Below are 19,883 nucleotides of genomic sequence, written 5' to 3' on the forward strand. Positions count from 1 at the left end.
ATGGATAAACAAATGCATCAACGTGCGATTGATTGGTTAAATCAAGCAGCGGATTTACTTAGAGCGACATTAGATTCGCCGCTTCAAGTTAAACAAAAGCAAAATGCACATGACTTAGTTACCGAAATGGATTGTCGTATCGAAGACTATTTGATACAACAAATCCGTCATTACTATCCAAATCATCAGATTCTTTCTGAGGAAGGTCAAGGAGATGTATTCCCTAACACAGAAGGTTATTTATGGATTATTGATCCGATTGATGGGACTTTAAATTATGTTAAAGAAAAGAATCATTTTGCGATTTTATTAGGGATTTATTATAATGGAAAACCTGTTGCCGGATATATTGTGGATGTAATGAATGAGCAACTCTATTACGGGATTGTCGGGGACGGTGTTTATTTAAATCACCAACCGCTATTACCCATCCAGATTGCTTCGTTGGAAACGTCCTTAATTCACGGTAATGTGCATTTGTTTATTCATAATCGTTACCAAGCAAGGGAAATTTTAAATCATAGTTTAGGAATGAGGCATTACGGAGCAGCAGGTTTAGATATGATTAGTGTGATTCGCGGAGAAGCGGCACTCTATTTGTCACCGCGACTGCAACCTTGGGACTTTGCAGCCGGTCTGGCCATTTTCACAGCGATGAACTACAAAATGACGACTCCTACTGGACAACCACTCGACCTTCTTAAACGACAAGCGGTTTTGGCTTGTCACCCTGCAGTCCATTCACAAGTATTAGATATTATTCAATCTACAGATAGCGAGGCAAACAATAATGATAATTAGAGAAAATATTCGAAATATTGCAATCATTGCGCACGTTGACCATGGTAAAACAACTTTGGTGAATGAATTATTGAAACAATCGGACACATTGGATGCGAGAGCACAACTCGATGATCGTGCGATGGATAGTAATGATATTGAACGCGAACGAGGCATTACAATTTTAGCTAAAAATACCGCGATTAACTATCATGGCGTTCATATTAATATCCTTGATACACCAGGGCATGCGGACTTCGGTGGAGAAGTGGAACGTATTATGAAAATGGTTGATGGGGTTATCCTTGTTGTAGATGCAGCTGAAGGAACGATGCCCCAGACACGATTTGTTTTAAAGAAAGCGTTAGAAGAAGGCTTGAGTCCAGTCGTTGTGGTGAATAAAATTGATAAATCAGGTGCCCGTCCTGTGGAAGTGATTGATGAAGTCCTTGAATTATTTATCGAGTTAGGTGCTAATGACGATCAATTAGAGTTCCCAGTTGCGTACGCATCTGCCGTAAATGGCACTTCCAGCACTTCAGACCAAATTGAAGATCAAATGCCAACCATGGATCCAATCTTGGATATGGTACTAGAACATGTTCCTGCACCAGTTGATAATCGTGATGACCCTTTACAATATCAAGTGTCGATGTTAGATTACAATGATTATGTAGGGCGTATTGGGATTGGACGCGTCTTTCGCGGGACAATCCGAATTGGTGATACTGTCACATTAATAAAACGAGATGGTCAACATAAAAATTTCCGAGTTACAAAAATGTTTGGATTTTTAGGATTAAATCGAATTGAAATAACAGAAGCTTATGGAGGAGATATTATCGCTCTGTCTGGAATGGACGATATCGATGTCGGGGAGTCGGTAGTGGATCCAAATCATCTTGAACCACTTCCAGCGATGCATATTGATGCTCCTACTTTACAGATGACCTTCTTAACCAATACATCACCATTTGCGGGAAAAGAAGGGAAATACGTAACTTCTAGTAAATTATCAGAACGATTACAGCGAGAATTACAAGTGGATGTGTCGCTCAATGTTGAACCCACAGAAACACCCGATGCTTTCTTAGTGTCAGGGCGTGGGGAGCTTCATTTATCAATTCTGATTGAAAACATGCGTCGAGAAGGTTATGAATTCCAAGTATCACGACCTAAAGTGATTATTCGTGAAATCGATGGTGTAAAGTGCGAGCCGTTTGAAAGTGTTCAAATCGACACACCCGAAGCGTATATGGGTGCTGTAATTGAAGCGCTTGGAAAACGTAAAGCGGAAATGGCGGATATGATTAATACAGGAACCGGACAAGTCCGTATGGTCTTTTCAATTCCATCACGTGCATTAATTGGCTTTTCAACAGAGTTTATGTCAATTACAAGTGGTTATGGCATCTTAAATCATAGTTTTGATGAATATCGTCCTGTTGTGTCAGGGGTGATTGGAGGACGTCGTAACGGTGCATTGGTAGCAGCGGAATCAGGAAGTGCAACGGCTTATAGCATTCAAAACATTGAAGAGCGTGGAACAGTATTTGTTGAACCAGGTACGGAAGTTTACGAAGGAATGATTGTCGGAGAAAATCATCGAGAAAATGACTTAACGGTTAATATTGTTAAAGGTAAACAACTCACGAACGTACGCTCTGCAACCAAAGATCAAACGAGTGTCCTAAAACAGCCACGTAAAATGACATTGGAAGAATCTTTACAATATATGAATGATGATGAATATTGCGAGATTACACCAGCCAATATCCGCTTGCGTAAGAAAATTTTAAATAAAGCAGATCGTGAACGCGCTACAAAACGCGAAAAGAAAGCTCAAAATAAAGGGTAATACTGAGCATATCAATTGTGATTGCCGACAGACATGTTATGATATACATAACAAATTTAAGGAGGTAGATTTGATTATGGCTTTTGAATTACCTAAATTACCCTATGAATATGATGCATTAGAACCAGTGATTGACAAACAAACAATGGAAATTCATCATACAAAGCACCATCAAGCTTACGTTACAAATTTAAACAAAGTGATTGAAGGAACAGAGTATGAGTCATTGGAGCTTGAAGAATTAGTAAAGAAAATTGACACATTACCAGAATCAATTCAAACGGCTGTCAGAAATAATGGGGGAGGTCATTTGAACCACTCTCTATTCTGGAATTTATTACAATCACCTAATGAAGAGACAACAATTCCATCCGAATTATCTGATAAACTGATTGAAGATTTTGGATCGATTGAATCATTTAAAGAAAAATTTGAAGCCAGCGCAAAAGGACGTTTTGGTTCTGGTTGGGCATGGTTAGTTGATAATCAAGGCACACTCGAAGTGATTGATTTACCAAATCAAGATAATCCTTTAATGATCGGTAAAACACCACTTTTTGGGTTAGATGTTTGGGAACATGCTTATTACTTGAACTATCAAAACCGTCGTCCAGAATACGTATCAAACTTCTGGAAGGTTGTTAACTGGGAACAAGTTAACAAGTTATGGAAAGAAATCTAATTAATTGAAGTTAAAACCGTGAATATATTTCACGGCTTTTTTATTTTGGATGGCTGGTAATGGATACATGACTCGATTGTTTAGCTCTCCTAAGCTTTGTGGTATAATGGACCTTGAATTACTATAAGGAGGTGCAGTATGAATGAAAATAATTTTTCAGATCATACAAGCCAATCCACGCTTAAGAGTACAACGATATTAATGAGAATGAAGCAAAATTTAGCGCAAACTTTCTCTCGACTCGATTGGAAAATTATCAGTTTAACAAGCATTTTAATAATTATCGGATTAGTCTCAGTATTTAGCGCAACGATGCCGAATGATCCTGTTGGAACGTTACGTACCCAAATTTTTGCCATTACTTTAGGGGTGATTGCAGGGTTGGTTATTTTATCTGTTCCCTCAAAATGGCTAACAGATTACCGTCTAATTTTTCTAAGTAATTTTGTTATTTTAGCTTTAATGTTTGTTACGCTTTTGATTGGGAAAATTGGAGGTGGAGCTCGAAGCTGGCTGATGATTGTCAATCGCTCGTTCCAGCCAAGCGAGTTCTTTAAATTAACTTCCGTATGGTTAATAGCTTGGGCGATTAACTATTCAGATCGTGAAGAGATTCTTTCCCAGAAAAAAATCCGCATGTCGGTAGATAAGCTAGCGTTACTTACGATTTTAGGAGGTTGTTTTTTAATTATTTTACAGCCAGACATGGGAATGTTGATGATTATCGCTATCAGCTTATTTTTGGTTAAACTTTATATAGATGGAAGTACCAAATGGGTTTCGAGATTCTATGGTGGAATGATTGCAGTATATATCGGTCTGCATCTCGTTTCTAATCTTTTTGATGAAGCGTTAGTAAGTTATCAAGGGATGATGGAACATTTTTTTGAACGGGTCGCTGTTTTTACCAACCCTTTTAAATACCCATTAGCAGGAGGATACCAATTAATTGAGGGGTATAAAGCCCTTGCGGATGGTGGATTACTTGGAGTGGGCCTCTTTAATGGTCAAGCTAAGCAAGGACGTTTACCAGAAATACATACTGACTTTATTTTCGCTAATATTGGAGAAGAATTAGGATTGGTAGGATGTTTAGTGATTATTATTTTATACACTATATTATTTTTGATTTTATATCAACGCGCTGCTCGCTCAAGGGATGTTTTTCGTCGTTCAATGATTGTAGGGATTGCTAATATGTTGGCCGTTCAGACCTTTACAAATATAGCCGGCTTGGCAAGTTTAATTCCATTAACTGGCGTAACATTACCATTTATTAGTGTGGGCGGAACGAGTCTGTTGGTTTCCATTATAATGATAGCAATGGTACTACGGATGATTGTTGAAGAAGAAAATAGTAAAGAGTTAAGATTAATTTCGAATAAGAAGGGGTGACTAACTTGAAGTTTATACAGCGACAATCGATTATTGTTTGGTTATATTCGACAAAAAATATTCGACAACTTAGGAAGTATGGCTTTGTTCATTATGTAAGCCAACGTATGAAGTATGCAATATTATATGTTAATAAAGAAGAGACCGCTAAAATCCTTCAGGAATTGCAAGGCTTGTTTTTTGTTAGAGAAGTAGAATTGTCTCATCGTGATGAAATTGATATGACTTTTGAAGGTGCGATTGAACCATTCGATATTAATATGGTTCAGGACGATTTTATAATCGAGGAAACGGATGAATCATTCTTCGAGATGATGCGCCAATCATTCAAAATAGAAGATTCAAAGAAAAGTGCAGCATCGGATCGGTCGGAGGAAGAGTCATCATGCGAGTGATTGCAGGGGAGTATGGCAGTCGAAAGCTCCAAGCAGTACCTGGTAATAATACGCGACCTACTACAGATAAAATTAAAGAAAATATTTTTAATATGTTAGGCGGTTTTTTTGACGGAGGGGTTGTATTAGATTTCTATGGTGGTAGCGGTGCTTTAGCGATTGAAGCGGTCTCGAGAGGGTTTAATAAAGCCATTATATGCGAACGCTATCGTCCTGCCATTCAGACAATTGAAAAGAATATTGAGGTGACCCGATCACCTGAAAAATTCAAAATTCTTTCGGGTGAAAATCGAAAGGGACTATTAAAATACACTGATACCTTATCGATGGACTTGAAATTTAATTTAGTATTTATTGATCCCCCCTATGCTAAAGAACGAATTGTTGAAGATATCGAATGGTTGGTCGCACATGAGTTGCTAGATACAAACTGTCAAATTGTTTGTGAATATGACGCAACACATTCATTGCCCGATTCAATCCTTCATTATCGTGAGAATAAGACCAAACGGTATGGTCAATCGATGATTCGAATCTATGAAGAAATGAGGTAAACAATGGACCATCAACCTAAAATAGCTTTATTTCCCGGGACATTTGACCCATTAACCCTAGGTCATTTAAACATAATTGATCGTGTAAGTCGGTTGTTTGATGAAGTGATTGTTCTTGTAGCAGTCAATACGTCGAAGAAACATTTATTTAGTGTAGATGAGCGAATCCGTCTCATCTATGAAAATATCAAAGAATATAATAATGTCCGCATTGATACATTAACAGATGGACTTGTTGCGACTTATTATCAACAACATCACGCTAGTACCATTGTAAGAGGTGTACGCAACTCAACGGATTTTGACTATGAATTTACCATTGCATCTGGGAATGCTCGACAAGGAAAAAATATCGAGACGATGATTTTATACGCAGCCGATGAATATCGCTTCTTAAGTTCATCATTAATTAAAGAGATTGCGTATTTTAAAGGAGATATTCATGATATGGTACCTGAAAATGTTCGAATCGCCATGGAAGCGAAATTCAAGTAATTATTACAAATATATTAAAGAGGCAAATCTGATAAAGATTTGCCTCTTTTTTGCGTATCTATTGATAGAAAGGAGGAAATATTGTGCAATACCAAAATTATCTTAGAAAATATATGTTGTGGATTGTTGGAGGGATTGTATTGTTTATCATCTCACTGGGGGTTCAATATTATAACATAAGACAAACCCCACTTTATTTTACTGAAGAAACTTCAGAAGAACACCTGTCCTCGGAAAATACGTCTCAATCCGAAGAAACAATAATCTATATTGATATTAAAGGGGCGGTAAATCGCCCTGGATTATATCAATTAAGTGAAGGAAGCCGAATGATTGATGCGATTGAAGCTGCGGGTGGCTTAACTATAGAGGCAGATGATCGTACGATTAACCTAGCAGAAAAGTTATTCGACCAGCAAAAAATAATAGTTTACACGGAAAGTGAAGTAGAAGAACAATTAACGCAAGGAGATAGGGATAATTTGCTGGACCGAGATTATCATCTATCCAGTCCGTCCGTTGCTTCTCAAAAAATTAATATTAATATAGCGACTGTCGAGGAGCTACAAACATTACCGAATATTGGACCGAAAAAAGCACAAGCGATTATTGAATATCGTCAAACGAATGGTTCATTCCAGTCAACTGATCAAATTAAAGAAATTAAAGGGATTGGTGAGAAGACCTATGAGGAACTCGCTCACCTAATTTCGGTAAGTCCATGAGTAAGTTAAAATATCATTGGTTTTTTATTTTTTGTGCGATATTCGCGTTTATATATTCTTGGCTTCAACCTAGCTATTTATCAATAGGGATATGTATTTTAATTTTTATTCGTTTAATTACGTTAAAGAACAAACTTCTTTTAGTAATGAGTTTGGTCATTAGTTTACTCATTGTAGGGCGGGTGCGTATAATGGATTATGAAATGAAGGAACATTTACAAATCAATTATCAATCCGTTGAACAAACACAAGTAAAGGTGGACCCTTATCAATTAGAATTTCGAGATGGCTATGCTAGAGGTTATGGCTATCTCTTTGATCGGCAACAAGAGCGTTGGTTCAAAGTATATTTAACGTTCAAAAATCCAGAAGGAACGCTGTATCAACAATTCGAAGGCACTCCTTCGATCGTTCAAGTTAAAGGTGTTTTAAAAAGACCTGCTTCGAATCGTAATTTTTATTTATTTAATTTTCAAAAATATTTAAAAACAAAACAGATTATTTGGCATTACGATGTTTTGCATGTTGAAGCGATTCGTTCAAACCCATCGATAGCATCCCGCTTCTATAAATTGCGTAATCAAATTGTCGGACAATATAATCGGTATCAAACTCATCCTTGGTTTGCATTATTTCATAAACTGTTATTAAATAAATCTACTGAATTTTACCGAGACCAACGTGATACTTTTCAAATTATGGGCGTAATGCATTTATTTGCGATTTCTGGTTTTCATATTGTGATGTTGCATTCTTACTTTAGTTATTTTCTAAAAAGAATGAGTATCTTAAATGATTATGCATATTATATCGTGTTTGCTATTTTAATTTGTTATGCGAGTCTGATTGATTGGCCGATTGGCGTAACGCGTTCGATGTTTATGTTATATGTCACCCCCCATATCATGCGTCGAACTCAATGCGTGTCACGAGTTGATTTATTATCAATTCTTAGTATCACTTTGTTAATCATTAATCCTTATGAAGTTTGGTCCATAGGATATATCCTAAGTTTTTTAATATCCTATGTTTTAATCTTTAGCCCGAATTCATCGGTGATGCTATCAATACGAGATACCTTTAAAGTGAGTATGACTATCATCCTATTTACTTGGCCGATTATGCTTCAGAGTCAATATACGTTGCATCTCGTTCAAATTATTACGATGACTTTAATAGGGATTTTATTTGAGAAAATTATTTTGCCTTTCATGTTGCTGTCGGGATGGATCATTTTTCTTCCTGAACCCTTTCATCGTATTTTCATCCGCGGGTTCGATGCGATTGCAGAAATAATGATTAATTTTTTTGAGATTTTATCATCAATCTCTCCATCGATTATTCTAGGTTATTTGCCGCATGGACTGTTTATCGGATTAATGATCGTAGCATTGTATCAATTATATTCAAAAGAAAAGAAACGTCGATTGCTCGTTGTTACGATTACCTATCTCTTATTAATATGCGTTTATCCTTATTGTAATTTTACAACGAAAATAACGATCATTGATGTTGGTCAAGGGATGGCAGTGTTGTACCAGTTGCCATTTAATCAAGGGACTTGGTTGATTGATACCGGAGGTAAATACGCCTACGATACAAAACAAATCGATCGTCGATATGCTCATTACAATATCATTCCTGCTATGAAAGCACTCGGTGTCCAGTCATTGTCTGGGATTATTTTAACTCATTTAGATTTAGATCATGTTGGAAATTTACCAGCAATTTTAGAAACTTTTCCAGTAGAATCAGTATTGTTGTTGGATAACCTAATGGCTGATGATTTTATTGTTGAACAAAAAAATACATTTCAAAATGTAAGTTTTCAAGGCATTCCAGAAGGTCGTCTGTATAAAGTTTGGAATGAATCAATCCAGTTAGCTAGTTTAACTTCCGATGAATTGACAACGAGCACCAGTCTTAGTAACGATCATAGTATTGGGGTACGATTAAAAATAGGCAACCTTTCATTTCTAACTTTAGGCGATATGTCAACTCCTTTCGAAGAACGTTTTATACAACAATTTCCAAGTTTTTCACCGGATATTCTACATTTAAGCCACCATGGAAGTCGACATAGTTCGTCGGAGACTTTTCTGTCAATTATTGAGGCAAAACTTTTATTAAATTCAGCTGGTGAAAATAATCACTATCACCACCCACATTCAGAGGTAATTGAACGGGTAGAAGCATTAGGTAAGCCATATTTTTCAACTCATTCTGGTGGTGCGATACAATTAATCTACTTTCCTTATATTGGACTCCAAGTACGTCAAGTTTTTTCTGAAAAGCCATCCTTTACTAGTAAAGATTATTAATTAATGTATAATGAATTTTATAGTAGAAGATATCCTATGAAAGAATCTAATCTAATTTTATACATTAAATACAATAACTGAAAAGGAGCATAAAACGATGCAAGCTTTGAAAATATGTAGCCTAACTATGCTAACGTTAAGTGTTTTAGCAGGTTGCGTCAATAGTCAAGCCAATCAATATTCATCACAACAGGAAGAAATAACATCCCAAGAAGTTGAAACGGCAGAAGAAATGGCTGATTCTGTTGAGACAATAGAGGAATCGAGTGCAACGACTGAAGGCACTGCTGTAACACACCGTGTATGGACAGATTATCAACATTATGCGACGCCAAATGAGTCTGGATATGCTTACACCATCTACGATGACCCGGATATTTCGTCGGAGATTTTTCCAATGGATGAGCGAAGTTCTGAAAATGTGTTGCTCTTTACCTTTGACGATGGTCCGGCAGAGCCTGATAGCTATATGCTTGAGATGGCGAAATTGATGAAATCAAAAAATGTTAATGCGATTTTCTTAGTAAACGGCATGTTTTTAGAGGGTGAACGTGGTCGCTCGATTCTTAAAGAAGTCTATGATATGGGATTTGAGATTGGGAACCATACAACTTACCATCAAAACTTAAAAGAGTTGACTTATGAAGAACAATATGAAGAAATCGCCCGTACAAGTGAGTTGATTGAAGAAATTACCGGCGAATCTGCCCGTTGGTTCAGACCTCCTTTTGGATTATATAACTTAGATACTTTGAAGATTTGTAATGAATTAGGTATGCAATTGTTTACCTGGAACTTTGGTTATGACTGGCAAGATGAATATTTAGATGGTGATGCGCTGGCGGAAATTTCTTTAACAACAGATTACTTACGCAAAGGAGCTAATATATTAATGCATGACCGTAAGTGGACCTATGAAGCATTAGAGCGAATGATTGATGGGTATAGAGAAATGGGATATGAAATTGTTGATCCACTTCTAATTCAATCACGGCCTAATAATTTAGAAGTGGGTACAAATAGTCAACAAGAATAGGAGTGTTAATTGATGGGTCAAATAGATAAATGGGGACAGCGACTGACCTATGGGGTAGGAGGATACTTAGCCTATAAGTTGTTTTATGATTTAAAAAACCAAAAAGATAATCAGCCCTCACATACGTTCAAACTTGACGAGTCTCAAGATGGTTTCCCAAATGATTTTGATTGGGTAAGTGAGAAAAATTATCAAACAAAGATGGATCAGCAAGTATTACCTTATGTGCAAAACTATTTAATTTCGAACCAAATTCCTATCTCAAATTTCAATTTACATTATGATTTCTATTTAAAAAAAGAGGAATTCCCAACAATTATCTTTACACATGGGTTTATTGAAAATAAAGAAAAGTACTTTGAAATTATTTATTACTTACTTCAACTTAATTGCAATCTATTGCTTTATGATGTACGCGGTCATGGAGATTCAAAAGTTAATGCGAAAGATACACGCGTTGATATTGATTTCTTTGATCAGTTTGTTAATGATCTGTATCGTCTTATCGATCATGCAAAACAAACATATCATTTTACTGGACCATGTTATTTAATGGGACACTCAATGGGTGGCATGATTTCGATGCGCTATGCTAAGCAATATCCTGAGACGATACAAGGTGTTATCTTATCTTCACCTATGCTCGCAATTAACACGCGACCTTTCTCGGCGGCATTTGCTTCATTATTAAGTAAGACACTTAAGCTTTCAGGGCAAGGGCATCGAGCCATTCCATTTCAAGATATGATTGTACCGGCTGTGTTTTCAAAAGATCAAAGTGATGAATTAACATTGATGCCTAAAATGTCATACAGTCAAGCACGTATAAATTACATGCAGAAGATATCACGTAAGTTTGAAGTCAATCCTACCATCGGAGGAACATTATCTTGGTTGGCATCTTCGATGGCAGCAAGTGAGCAGATGCTTCAATTAAATTATTATGATTCAATCCATATTCCTGTTTTAATTTTTATGAGTCAAGGTGATGACTTAGTCGATATTCGAGCTATAGATCATGCCTTAAATCACTTATACCTTGGATACGGATATGAGTACGAACACACAGGTCACAACTTGCTCCATGAAAAAGATGCTGTAATTCAAGATATAATTCGAAAAGTTAATTGTTTTATTGATTCTCACTCGTAATTAAAGACAAATTAAAAAAACCACTTAACGTATTTTTAAAACACCCTCAGTGGAGTAGGCATATAAATAATGAGTCTACTTTACAGAGTGTAATAATATTCGTCAAAGTGGTTTTTTTATCTATTATATTGTTTCATAGCCGATAATAATGCCGTTAGTTTCAGCGTAAAATGAGCATAAAGCGCTCCCGCAGTTGATATGAATATCGGCTTCAGGAAATAGTTTAGTTATTTCATCAGATACTTCTTGGGCTAAAGATTCACACAGTATATGGTTCAGATAAATTCTTCCGCCTCGGTAGCCGTTCTTAACCATATCATCAACCATCGCACGGATACCTCGTGCTTGACCTCGAACTTTGTGATTCAACTCAATGGTTCCCTCGTTAGTACGTGTTCCAATTAAACGAATGCCCATCATTCCTATAACAGCGCTAATTAACTTTGATACACGACCGTTATTGGCTAAGTTTTTAACAGATTCAAGCATAATTGCTACATGAGTGTTTTCATGATAGGCTTGAATCTTTTGCGCAAGTTCTTCAATAGATTGATTTGGATTTTCCTCAATCAATTCTACCGCTTTATGAATTAATAAATCCATTTCACCTCCAGCAGAGCGACTATCATGGATATAAATGTCCAAAGAATTATTTTTTTCCTGGGCGAGGGTGGCACCGATTCTCGCACTATTAAAACTACCAGAAAGCTGACCTGTAATAGTAAAACAAATAATTTTATTGGCCCCTTCAAAATGTTGGGCATAAACATCCGGTGATGGACAGGCGCTCGATGACTTCTCTTTTGCTTCATGCATTGTTTGAACAAAATTTTCTAAGTCTAACTGAGCATCATCAACAAATTCTTGTTCTCCGAGTCGAATCGTTAATGGAGCAACATCGAATTTTATATTTTTATTCGTAGGTAACGTTCGGATGGCAGAACCTGAGTCTGTCACGATTTTCCATTCAGTCATTATAAATCTCCTTTCAGGTGAATAATGATAACATCATTATACCTTGAATTCTTTTCGAACGTCAAACAATTGCTAAGTTGTCATAGGTTTGTAGTTTATGGGTAAGATTTTGAATAGGGAAAATGGGGATTTTATCCATTGTAATAATTGCCTTAACCATGTAAAATAATAGATAAGAATAATTGATAGAAGGAGGTTGGAAACAAATGTTCCATTTATTAAATCAAAAAAATGCATTTTCATTATTTAGTTTATTTTTTGGAACGGTAGGAATCGGCTTTGCATTAATTGCTCAGTCACACTACGTTTTGATTTCGTTAATGATTGCATCGGTTGCGTTTGTTTTGTCACAATGGTTCATTCAAGACGAAACGTCGACAAATCCAGTGTTTGACCAACAAATATTAGCACTTTCCTATGTAGTCGTTTATGGAGTACTTCCAGTTGTTCTTTTGAATAGTATTTCCTATGGATCAATCATTGCAGTGATTGTTGGAGCAATATTTTTATTAGCTGTAGTATTGAGGATAGCATATTATGGTGTTGAATCACCTATTATTTTTTCGCAGTCTTCAACTGGTTTGCCATTAGAAGCGATTGCAATCTTAATACCTTTAATTTGTTTATTGGCTTATATTATTCCAAGTACAGTGTTTTATGTTATTTTATGCGTTGTTATGGCGATATTAGCAGTCGGTTTTGTGCTTGAAATAAAAATACCGATGATTCCACGCGAGTGGTTACTCTATGTATTAGGCTATATGGTACTCATGGTTATTGCGTATATCTTTTTGGGAAGTTTTACTCCTGTTATAGCCGCTTAGTAGCTTTAAAAGATTCATTGTTAAACTTCCAAATAATGCCTAAATTATTTGGTAGTTTTTATTTTTGATTTAAAGGTACAAAATTAAGAGATAGGTAAAATTTAAAAGAAAGGGGGATGGGAATGAGTCATAAAGAAACAAGTTTAACTGATCAAATTGGTGAGATTTTGGTAGATGTACTACACCAAGAGTTAGAAGAAGTTTCAATTACGATGTTAGATGAAGGAATCTATCAAATTAACGATACTACTTATAAGTTAGCCATGGATTTTCGAGAAGGATTTGATATTGAAGCCCTAAAGAAGCTCTACGATCCTTTTTTTGAAAAATATGATTTTATTGTAGGAGACTGGGGCCATGAAAAACTTCGTTTGAGAGGATTTTATCAACTAAATACTCCGAAAGTTCCTAAAGATCAGCAAATAGATTTTTTAGACGACTATTTAAAAGAATATTGTAATTTTGGTTGTGCTTATTTTGTATTGGCGAAAGAATCCGCTGAGTTGGAATACAATAAATTGAAAGAAAATTATTCAACCATCTATAAGGGGAGACCTAAAAAAGGAAAGTCACAAAAACATCAAGTTTCAACACGAAATAAAAATGAACAACATAAGAAAAAGGATAGTCAATTTAAAAAGACAGCGCAGGAAAAACCTTTTAAACGCCGAAGGAAGAATAAGCAATTTGAGAAAAAAACGTCTAAAAATAAAGTGACTTCGAATAAAACATTAAGCAACAATAAAGATTTTGTGATTAAACAGCGTAAGGTCTAATAAGAGGTATATACGTATGGATGTTTTCAAACGTTATGGATTGGTAATATATGATGTAACTTTTATTTTTTGCCTAGCTATTTTAGGCGCGACATTACTGACGATTCCGATTTATCGCGTATTGCTCTGGCTATTTCCTCTGGGAGAGGTCGTGCATTTGACTACGGCTGAAACGATGACAACATATTTAGAACTTGTCCGCTTTATTTTAATTCCTTTTTATCCTTTTAAAATGACATATCTTTCAAGTAGTTCGGCTGCTGTAAGTCATTTCTATGAAGTGAAAATTATCTTCCAAATTGTATTAGGTCTCTTTATTTTATTGCTCGCGAGTTATCCTAAAATTATAAAAAAATCCAATGCATGGGAAGATTTAATGGGAAGCATTCGTTTGCTCACCTATTTGAAGTATGGTTTGATTATGGTCGTGGGGTTAGTTGGATTGTTTTTTGATCAATTTTTTATTCTTTTTCATCAAATATTATTCCGTAATGATAACTGGCTATTCAACCCACAAACAGACCCAGTAATTTATATCTTACCCCCAGAATTATTTCTGATTGCGTTTATGATAGGTTTTGCGCTATTGTTACTTGTACTACAATATCGAATTTCAATGTATCGATATGAATTATCCAATGAATAACATGCGAATTAAAAAGGCTATTGCCTTTCCAACTACACACTTCCAGTAGAAGTTGAGTTAGTGAAAGGTAATAGCCTTATTTTTTATGTTTTTAGGATTATGGGTGACGGCCAAGTTTTTCTTGGACTTTCATCTCGAATTGAGAAGGTTGAGCGTGAGCAATGCGGCTCGCAGCAGCAGCGGCTAATGCGCCTACAATATCATCGATGAATGTGTTGCATGAAGTGCGTTTTTCACTATTTAATACCCCAATAATTCCTGGTTTGAGTTTATCAACGTAACCAAAGTTTGTTAAGCCAATTGAACCGTAGACATTTACGATAGACAAAACTAATATTTCATCGATACCGTACAACCCTTCATCGTTAAGAAGCATTTGAGTTAAAATAGGTGAGAATTGCTCTTTTTCTGCGGCAATGTCGATTTCAATCCCTGTGATAACTGCATTTTGGACTTCTCGTTTACGCATCACAGCAATTACATTCTCTAAACATTGATCTATCGTTAAATCATCGACATATTCTTTTTGTAATTCATAGACAATAAAAGCAATATCCTCTAACTTAACGCCACGCTGCTCTAATAAATTATGGGCATGTTGTTCAAGTTGATTGTTCGTTACAAAATTATTATTCATTAAAATTCCTCCATTATTTATTGATGTGTAATATGAATTGAATGACTTTGATCGTTTGGATACAGTTGAGTGACAACGTGATTTATCGCTTTAATTCCTTCACTAAAGCTAATGGCAATTAACTTAATTTTTTCGGAATAAGTTGCAATATCTCCTACAGCATAAATTCCAGGTAAATTAGTTTCAAGGAAAGGGCTAACTTCAATAGCATTACGTTTAAAATCAAATCCCCATTTTTTAATTGGGCCTAAATTCATTGAATAACCGTAAGCAACTACAATTTCATCAATCGGTAATGTCAGTACTTCTTTAGATTGAATTTGATCAAGTGTGAGTGATTCAATTCTCTCTGTTCCTTGAATAGATTTGAGTTGACTAGATGTGTGGATTTGAACGCCTCGTTTTTCCATTGCATTTACATTGCTTTCAAGAGCTCGAAACTGATCTCTTCGATGAACAATTGCAACGGACTTTGCGACTTTGCTAAGTTCAAGCGCCCAATCAACTGCTGAGTCGCCACCACCGAATATCGCAACATTCTTTCCGGAGAAGTGTTGTAAATCTTTTATAAAATAATGGATATGGGATTCAAACTCAGGGGTTAATGATTGGGTTGTAAGTTTTCTGGGTGTAAATGCACCATTTCCAGCAGCGACAATGACAGTTCGAGAATAGTAAGTATTTTTTTGTGTTTCGATCTCGTAATAAGATAGTTGATTATCTTGCAAGATAGGGGTCACAGTTAATACTTGTTCGCCAAGTGTAATTTTAGGCTGATAGCGTTGCATTTGTTCTGTCAGTTGATTAATCAATTCAGATCCTTTAATTGCCGGGTGTCCCGGAATATCATAAATATTTTTTTCTGGATAGAGATGATTTGGCTGTCCGCCTAATTCATCTAAACTTTCTATGAGATGAACATCTAATGAACGCAAACCTGCGTAAAAAGTTGTAAAAAGACCTGCCGGACCAGCGCCGACAATTGTAACTTCGTGAATATGCATAATAACCTCGTTTCTTATGTAACTTTTACCCGATAAAAATCCATAATATGATTGCGACCATTGCGCCAGTGAACGTTCCGACAATCACTTCGCTCGGTTTGTGGCCGAGGTAGCGTCGAATAATCATAGATTCGTACTCTTCGATATTTGAAAGTTTGTATTCTAGAGTAAATGGATTGAAATCATCTTTGCTTTCGTCATAATCTTGAGTTGGATGGTGAAACTTCTCAGATTCTAATTCTTTCATATATTTTCGTGCTAAAATATCTAAAATAATACCTTGTTCACCACTTTGTCGCCGGACCCCCATTGAATCAAACATCACAATGACTCCGAATACCGAAGCAATAGCTACCAATGGAGAGCTAAAACCATTTTGCAAAATTAAAGCAGTCGTTAAACTGGCTACAGCAGCAGAGTGTGAACTTGGCATCCCACCAGTTGATGTCATGATACTTAAGGTAGGACTAGATTTTTTTGCGAGTAATGCAATTGGATATTTAATAAATTGGGCAAATAAAATTGCTGAAAAAGCAGCTATTAATGGATAGTTCATTGTCTCATTCCCTTGAATAATTATTATGATGTAGGTCTATCATATCAAATATTCTAAATGATAACTATAAAATGTTTGTAGAATAAGGTAAAGTGATTTAAGATAAAAGAGATGAATAATTTAGGAAGGATGAATTTTTAAAATGTCAGAGTATCCACAAACACAACCAGAAAAATTATCAACGGATGTTACCATCCATACCAACATGGGAGATATTGAAATAGCGTTGTTCGAAGACGCAGCGCCCAAAGCGGTAAACAATTTTAAATCTTTAGCTAAAGAAGGTTACTATGACGGCGTCATTTTTCACCGTATTATTAAGGACTTTATGATACAAGGAGGAGACCCAACAGGGACAGGCGCAGGTGGAGAAAGTATTTATGGTAATAAATTTGAAGATGAGTTTTCAGAAAATTATTATCACCTACGTGGAGCTTTATCAATGGCTAATGCTGGACCAAATACGAATGGCAGTCAATTCTTTATTGTAACAGCATCTCAAGTGCCATTGTCTATGTTAGGGCAATTAGAAGCATTAAACCTACCACAAGTGGTGGTTGAGGCATACGGAGAAGTCGGAGGTACACCGTGGCTAGATTCTCGCCATACTGTATTTGGTCATGTGACAAAAGGAATGGATATTGTTGAAAAAATTGAATCTGTGCCAACAAATCCTGCAGACCGCCCAATTGAAGATGTGATAATTGAGTCAATTGATATTCTTGAATAGGAAGGTGTCTAGATGACACGAGAATATAAAATCGGGGATGTCATCGAGGGAGTAGTTTCAGGTATTCAAAACTACGGTGTCTTTGTCAAACTCGATGATCAAACTCAAGGGCTCGTCCATATTTCAGAATGCCATCACGGTTATATTGAAGATTTGAGTAGTTTTGTAAAAATAGGTCAACAAGTTCGAGTGATTATTATTGATATTGATGAATATTCACATAAAATCAGTTTATCAATGCGTGCACTAGAAAAGACGAATGTCCCGACATATCCTGCACGGAATAAGAAAATTCCAAGACGTCATACTCCTAAAATTGGTTTTAAAACACTAAAACAACAAATGCCTAGTATTATTGAAGAGGCATTAAAGAATATCCAAAATAAAAATATCCAAAATCAATAAGAAAGAAGTGTAAATATGAGTCAACTAAAATTCAGTCATGCCATCGACAAAACTTATTTGAGAGCGCATGAAATTGATCAAATCCAACCATTTGTCGAACTTGCTTATGATACGTTATTAAATAAAACCGGTGCAGGTAGCGAATATACGGATTGGGTCAACTGGCCAGATCATATGGATATTCAAGAATTTGAACGGATCCAAAAAGCAGCTGAGAAAATCAATGAAACATCCGATGTCCTTATTGTGATTGGTATAGGGGGATCCTATTTAGGAGCTCGGGCTGCGATTGAATTTTTAAATGGAACTTTTTACAATCTTACGTTCCAAAAAGAAAAGAAAACACAAGTGTTTTTTGCAGGAAATAACATCAGTGCGACTTATCATCAAGAATTACTTCATTTAATAGAAGGAAAAGATTTTTCGATTAATGTTATCTCTAAATCAGGAACAACTACAGAACCTTCGATTGCCTTTAGATTATTTAAAGAAAAGTTAATCGAAAAATATGGTCATGAAGAGGCAAATCGCCGTATTTACGCGACAACTGACGCAGAAAAAGGTGCTTTGAAGTCTGTAGCGGACCAAGAAGGCTATGAAACGTTTGTAATCCCAGATGGAATTGGAGGCCGATTTACAGTATTAACAGCAGTAGGGCTATTACCCATTGCAGTCGCAGGTGGAGATATCAAACAATTGATGATAAGTGCTAAAGAAGCATTCGATGAATATATCAATACGGATTACACTGAAAATGATATGTTGCAATATGTAGCCATTCGTAATATTTTACATCGTAAAGGTAAAAACATTGAGATTCTTGCTAATTATGAACCTTCTTTACAATATTTTGCAGAATGGTGGAAACAATTGTTTGGTGAATCAGAAGGTAAGGATATGAAAGGCATCTTCCCGATGAGTGCCAATTTTTCAACAGATCTACACTCAATTGGCCAAATCATCCAAGATGGAATTCGCAATATTTTCGAGACTGTGATTACAATTGCTAACCCAACAGTAAAATTAACAATTCCAGCCGAAGAGGATGATTTGGACCAGTTAGGTTATATTGAAGGAAAAGACATAAATGAGATTAATCATAAAGCTTTCTTAGGAACACAGATGGCACACGCACAAGGTGGCGTACCTAATTTACATATCGAGTTAGAAGATATGACTGAGGCATCCTTAGCTTATCTAATTGTCTTCTTTGAACTCGCAGTGGGTGTGAGTGGGTACTTAACAGGTATCAACCCATTCAATCAACCAGGTGTAGAAGATTATAAGCGGAATATGTTTGCTTTGCTTGAAAAACCAGGTTATGAAGATGTTTTAAAATAAAAGTAAAAAATAGATTGACAACCAAGACGAAGACATGGTATATTATCTCTTGTCGTCACGAAGACGAACGTCAATGTTAAAAAGATTAAATTCTTGTAAAAAACAGTTGACGAATAACTTCAAAGATGATAATATAATTCATGTCTTCTTCGTTTGAAACGAACGAAGAAAAAAATAATAAAATAATTTGAAAAAAGTGTTGACTTCTCAAATTAACCTTGTTATTATATAGAAGTTGCTTCTTGGAGGCAACGAAGCTCATTGAAAACTGAACAAAGACAAACACACCAAATGTGAAAGGGTCCAACGCAAGTTGGAACAACGATAAATTCGAAACATAGTTGGAGGCAACCAATTAAAAAAACAAAAGCTAGTAAAAATTTTAGAGTCAATCGAGACTCATGATCTTTCATGAGAGTTTGATCCTGGCTCAGGATGAACGCTGGCGGCGTGCCTAATACATGCAAGTCGAACGCGCCGAGAAGGGAACTTGTTCCTTTCAACGCGAGTGGCGAACGGGTGAGTAACACGTGGGAAACCTACCCTTCAGCGGGGGATAACCATCGGAAACGATGACTAATACCGCATAGTTGTTC

General features: G+C 36.0%; 21 protein-coding genes and 1 rRNA gene. 18 read left to right on the forward strand and 4 right to left on the reverse strand.

Features of this window, described 5'->3' with window-relative positions:
* The 11 genes from HMPREF9707_RS08055 to HMPREF9707_RS08105 all read left to right on the forward strand — a co-directional run bounded on the left by HMPREF9707_RS08055 (position 1) and on the right by HMPREF9707_RS08105 (position 11,393).
* On the forward strand, positions 1 to 801 hold the full coding sequence (locus tag HMPREF9707_RS08055; RefSeq protein WP_040443262.1) for an inositol monophosphatase family protein: 801 nt from the start codon (positions 1 to 3) through the stop codon (positions 799 to 801).
* Positions 791 to 2,638 (forward strand): translational GTPase TypA, encoded by a 1,848-nt coding sequence (gene typA / locus HMPREF9707_RS08060; RefSeq protein ID WP_006702207.1) that lies wholly within the window; start codon positions 791 to 793, stop codon positions 2,636 to 2,638. Before HMPREF9707_RS08055 ends, typA begins: the two co-directional genes overlap by 11 nt.
* A 76-nt stretch (positions 2,639 to 2,714) precedes the next feature.
* A complete protein-coding gene (locus HMPREF9707_RS08065; protein WP_006702208.1) occupies positions 2,715 to 3,320 on the forward strand; it encodes a superoxide dismutase in 606 nt (201 codons plus the stop codon).
* A gap of 138 nt (positions 3,321 to 3,458) precedes the next feature.
* Complete coding sequence (locus HMPREF9707_RS08070) at positions 3,459 to 4,715, forward strand: FtsW/RodA/SpoVE family cell cycle protein (protein WP_006702209.1); 1,257 nt, start codon at positions 3,459 to 3,461, stop codon at positions 4,713 to 4,715.
* A gap of 5 nt (positions 4,716 to 4,720) precedes the next feature.
* Entirely contained in the window at positions 4,721 to 5,110 is a 390-nt protein-coding gene (locus HMPREF9707_RS08840; protein ID WP_006702210.1) for a YlbG family protein, read from the forward strand.
* Positions 5,101 to 5,664: a 16S rRNA (guanine(966)-N(2))-methyltransferase RsmD gene (rsmD, locus tag HMPREF9707_RS08080; protein WP_006702211.1), complete on the forward strand. Its 564-nt coding sequence runs from the start codon at positions 5,101 to 5,103 to the stop codon at positions 5,662 to 5,664. Before HMPREF9707_RS08840 ends, rsmD begins: the two co-directional genes overlap by 10 nt.
* A 3-nt stretch (positions 5,665 to 5,667) precedes the next feature.
* Positions 5,668 to 6,159, forward strand: a complete 492-nt coding sequence (gene coaD, locus HMPREF9707_RS08085) for a pantetheine-phosphate adenylyltransferase (RefSeq protein WP_006702212.1) — start codon at positions 5,668 to 5,670, stop codon at positions 6,157 to 6,159.
* A gap of 83 nt (positions 6,160 to 6,242) precedes the next feature.
* Positions 6,243 to 6,884 carry a helix-hairpin-helix domain-containing protein gene (locus HMPREF9707_RS08090; protein WP_006702213.1) on the forward strand — a complete coding sequence of 214 codons (642 nt, stop codon included), beginning with the start codon at positions 6,243 to 6,245 and terminating at the stop codon, positions 6,882 to 6,884.
* 203 nt (positions 6,885 to 7,087) lie between these two features.
* Positions 7,088 to 9,205 carry a DNA internalization-related competence protein ComEC/Rec2 gene (locus HMPREF9707_RS08095; RefSeq protein WP_232217675.1) on the forward strand — a complete coding sequence of 706 codons (2,118 nt, stop codon included), beginning with the start codon at positions 7,088 to 7,090 and terminating at the stop codon, positions 9,203 to 9,205.
* A 97-nt stretch (positions 9,206 to 9,302) separates the two neighbouring features.
* The gene (locus HMPREF9707_RS08100; RefSeq protein WP_006702215.1) at positions 9,303 to 10,241 is read left to right on the forward strand and encodes a polysaccharide deacetylase family protein; all 939 of its coding nucleotides are present in this window, start codon (positions 9,303 to 9,305) and stop codon (positions 10,239 to 10,241) included.
* A 12-nt stretch (positions 10,242 to 10,253) separates the two neighbouring features.
* Positions 10,254 to 11,393, forward strand: coding sequence for an alpha/beta fold hydrolase (locus HMPREF9707_RS08105; protein ID WP_006702216.1), 1,140 nt, complete (start codon positions 10,254 to 10,256; stop codon positions 11,391 to 11,393).
* 123 nt (positions 11,394 to 11,516) lie between these two features.
* Here the strand turns inward: HMPREF9707_RS08105 and HMPREF9707_RS08110 are convergent, their stop codons facing one another.
* Positions 11,517 to 12,368 (reverse strand): DegV family protein, encoded by an 852-nt coding sequence (locus HMPREF9707_RS08110; RefSeq protein WP_006702217.1) that lies wholly within the window; start codon positions 12,366 to 12,368, stop codon positions 11,517 to 11,519.
* Positions 12,369 to 12,574: 206 nt separating this feature from the next.
* Between HMPREF9707_RS08110 and HMPREF9707_RS08115 the strand changes: the two genes are divergently transcribed.
* From HMPREF9707_RS08115 to HMPREF9707_RS08125, 3 genes are all read left to right on the forward strand, one after another.
* Positions 12,575 to 13,192: a hypothetical protein gene (locus tag HMPREF9707_RS08115; RefSeq protein ID WP_006702218.1), complete on the forward strand. Its 618-nt coding sequence runs from the start codon at positions 12,575 to 12,577 to the stop codon at positions 13,190 to 13,192.
* A gap of 122 nt (positions 13,193 to 13,314) precedes the next feature.
* Complete coding sequence (locus tag HMPREF9707_RS08120; RefSeq protein ID WP_006702219.1) at positions 13,315 to 13,968, forward strand: YutD family protein; 654 nt, start codon at positions 13,315 to 13,317, stop codon at positions 13,966 to 13,968.
* A gap of 16 nt (positions 13,969 to 13,984) precedes the next feature.
* Positions 13,985 to 14,614 (forward strand): TIGR01906 family membrane protein, encoded by a 630-nt coding sequence (locus HMPREF9707_RS08125; protein ID WP_006702220.1) that lies wholly within the window; start codon positions 13,985 to 13,987, stop codon positions 14,612 to 14,614.
* Positions 14,615 to 14,711: 97 nt separating this feature from the next.
* Here the strand turns inward: HMPREF9707_RS08125 and HMPREF9707_RS08130 are convergent, their stop codons facing one another.
* From HMPREF9707_RS08130 to HMPREF9707_RS08140, 3 genes are read right to left on the reverse strand one after another with little or no spacing between them, the layout of a single operon-like run.
* Entirely contained in the window at positions 14,712 to 15,251 is a 540-nt protein-coding gene (locus HMPREF9707_RS08130) for a phosphatidylglycerophosphatase A family protein (RefSeq protein WP_006702221.1), read from the reverse strand.
* Positions 15,252 to 15,268: 17 nt separating this feature from the next.
* Positions 15,269 to 16,255: an NAD(P)/FAD-dependent oxidoreductase gene (locus tag HMPREF9707_RS08135; RefSeq protein ID WP_006702222.1), complete on the reverse strand. Its 987-nt coding sequence runs from the start codon at positions 16,253 to 16,255 to the stop codon at positions 15,269 to 15,271.
* A 25-nt stretch (positions 16,256 to 16,280) separates the two neighbouring features.
* A complete protein-coding gene (locus HMPREF9707_RS08140; RefSeq protein ID WP_006702223.1) occupies positions 16,281 to 16,811 on the reverse strand; it encodes a divergent PAP2 family protein in 531 nt (176 codons plus the stop codon).
* A 142-nt stretch (positions 16,812 to 16,953) separates the two neighbouring features.
* Here HMPREF9707_RS08140 and HMPREF9707_RS08145 point away from each other — a divergent pair, with 142 nt between their 5' ends.
* The 4 genes from HMPREF9707_RS08145 to HMPREF9707_RS08160 form a co-directional block, all read left to right on the forward strand.
* Positions 16,954 to 17,541 carry a peptidylprolyl isomerase gene (locus HMPREF9707_RS08145; protein ID WP_006702224.1) on the forward strand — a complete coding sequence of 196 codons (588 nt, stop codon included), beginning with the start codon at positions 16,954 to 16,956 and terminating at the stop codon, positions 17,539 to 17,541.
* 12 nt (positions 17,542 to 17,553) lie between these two features.
* Entirely contained in the window at positions 17,554 to 17,946 is a 393-nt protein-coding gene (locus tag HMPREF9707_RS08150) for a CvfD/Ygs/GSP13 family RNA-binding post-transcriptional regulator (protein WP_006702225.1), read from the forward strand.
* A 15-nt stretch (positions 17,947 to 17,961) separates the two neighbouring features.
* Complete coding sequence (locus HMPREF9707_RS08155; protein WP_006702226.1) at positions 17,962 to 19,287, forward strand: glucose-6-phosphate isomerase; 1,326 nt, start codon at positions 17,962 to 17,964, stop codon at positions 19,285 to 19,287.
* A 407-nt stretch (positions 19,288 to 19,694) separates the two neighbouring features.
* A 16S ribosomal RNA gene (locus tag HMPREF9707_RS08160) occupies positions 19,695 to 19,883 on the forward strand; the annotation flags it as partial.

Origin of the sequence: Falseniella ignava CCUG 37419, assembly GCF_000301055.1 — a bacterium.
Lineage (GTDB): Bacteria > Bacillota > Bacilli > Lactobacillales > Aerococcaceae > Falseniella > Falseniella ignava.

What these genes read in the sequence shown, in the direction of transcription:
- HMPREF9707_RS08055 (WP_040443262.1), top strand. Translation starts at nt 1, where the DNA reads ATGGATAAACAAATGCATCAACGTGCGATTGATTGGTTAAATCAAGCA.
- typA (WP_006702207.1), top strand. Translation starts at nt 791, where the DNA reads ATGATAATTAGAGAAAATATTCGAAATATTGCAATCATTGCGCACGTT.
- HMPREF9707_RS08065 (WP_006702208.1), top strand. Translation starts at nt 2,715, where the DNA reads ATGGCTTTTGAATTACCTAAATTACCCTATGAATATGATGCATTAGAA.
- HMPREF9707_RS08070 (WP_006702209.1), top strand. Translation starts at nt 3,459, where the DNA reads ATGAATGAAAATAATTTTTCAGATCATACAAGCCAATCCACGCTTAAG.
- rsmD (WP_006702211.1), top strand. Translation starts at nt 5,101, where the DNA reads ATGCGAGTGATTGCAGGGGAGTATGGCAGTCGAAAGCTCCAAGCAGTA.
- coaD (WP_006702212.1), top strand. Translation starts at nt 5,668, where the DNA reads ATGGACCATCAACCTAAAATAGCTTTATTTCCCGGGACATTTGACCCA.
- HMPREF9707_RS08095 (WP_232217675.1), top strand. Translation starts at nt 7,088, where the DNA reads ATGAAGGAACATTTACAAATCAATTATCAATCCGTTGAACAAACACAA.
- HMPREF9707_RS08100 (WP_006702215.1), top strand. Translation starts at nt 9,303, where the DNA reads ATGCAAGCTTTGAAAATATGTAGCCTAACTATGCTAACGTTAAGTGTT.
- HMPREF9707_RS08105 (WP_006702216.1), top strand. Translation starts at nt 10,254, where the DNA reads ATGGGTCAAATAGATAAATGGGGACAGCGACTGACCTATGGGGTAGGA.
- HMPREF9707_RS08110 (WP_006702217.1), bottom strand. Translation starts at nt 12,368, where the DNA reads ATGACTGAATGGAAAATCGTGACAGACTCAGGTTCTGCCATCCGAACG.
- HMPREF9707_RS08115 (WP_006702218.1), top strand. Translation starts at nt 12,575, where the DNA reads ATGTTCCATTTATTAAATCAAAAAAATGCATTTTCATTATTTAGTTTA.
- HMPREF9707_RS08120 (WP_006702219.1), top strand. Translation starts at nt 13,315, where the DNA reads ATGAGTCATAAAGAAACAAGTTTAACTGATCAAATTGGTGAGATTTTG.
- HMPREF9707_RS08125 (WP_006702220.1), top strand. Translation starts at nt 13,985, where the DNA reads ATGGATGTTTTCAAACGTTATGGATTGGTAATATATGATGTAACTTTT.
- HMPREF9707_RS08130 (WP_006702221.1), bottom strand. Translation starts at nt 15,251, where the DNA reads ATGAATAATAATTTTGTAACGAACAATCAACTTGAACAACATGCCCAT.
- HMPREF9707_RS08135 (WP_006702222.1), bottom strand. Translation starts at nt 16,255, where the DNA reads ATGCATATTCACGAAGTTACAATTGTCGGCGCTGGTCCGGCAGGTCTT.
- HMPREF9707_RS08140 (WP_006702223.1), bottom strand. Translation starts at nt 16,811, where the DNA reads ATGAACTATCCATTAATAGCTGCTTTTTCAGCAATTTTATTTGCCCAA.
- HMPREF9707_RS08145 (WP_006702224.1), top strand. Translation starts at nt 16,954, where the DNA reads ATGTCAGAGTATCCACAAACACAACCAGAAAAATTATCAACGGATGTT.
- HMPREF9707_RS08150 (WP_006702225.1), top strand. Translation starts at nt 17,554, where the DNA reads ATGACACGAGAATATAAAATCGGGGATGTCATCGAGGGAGTAGTTTCA.
- HMPREF9707_RS08155 (WP_006702226.1), top strand. Translation starts at nt 17,962, where the DNA reads ATGAGTCAACTAAAATTCAGTCATGCCATCGACAAAACTTATTTGAGA.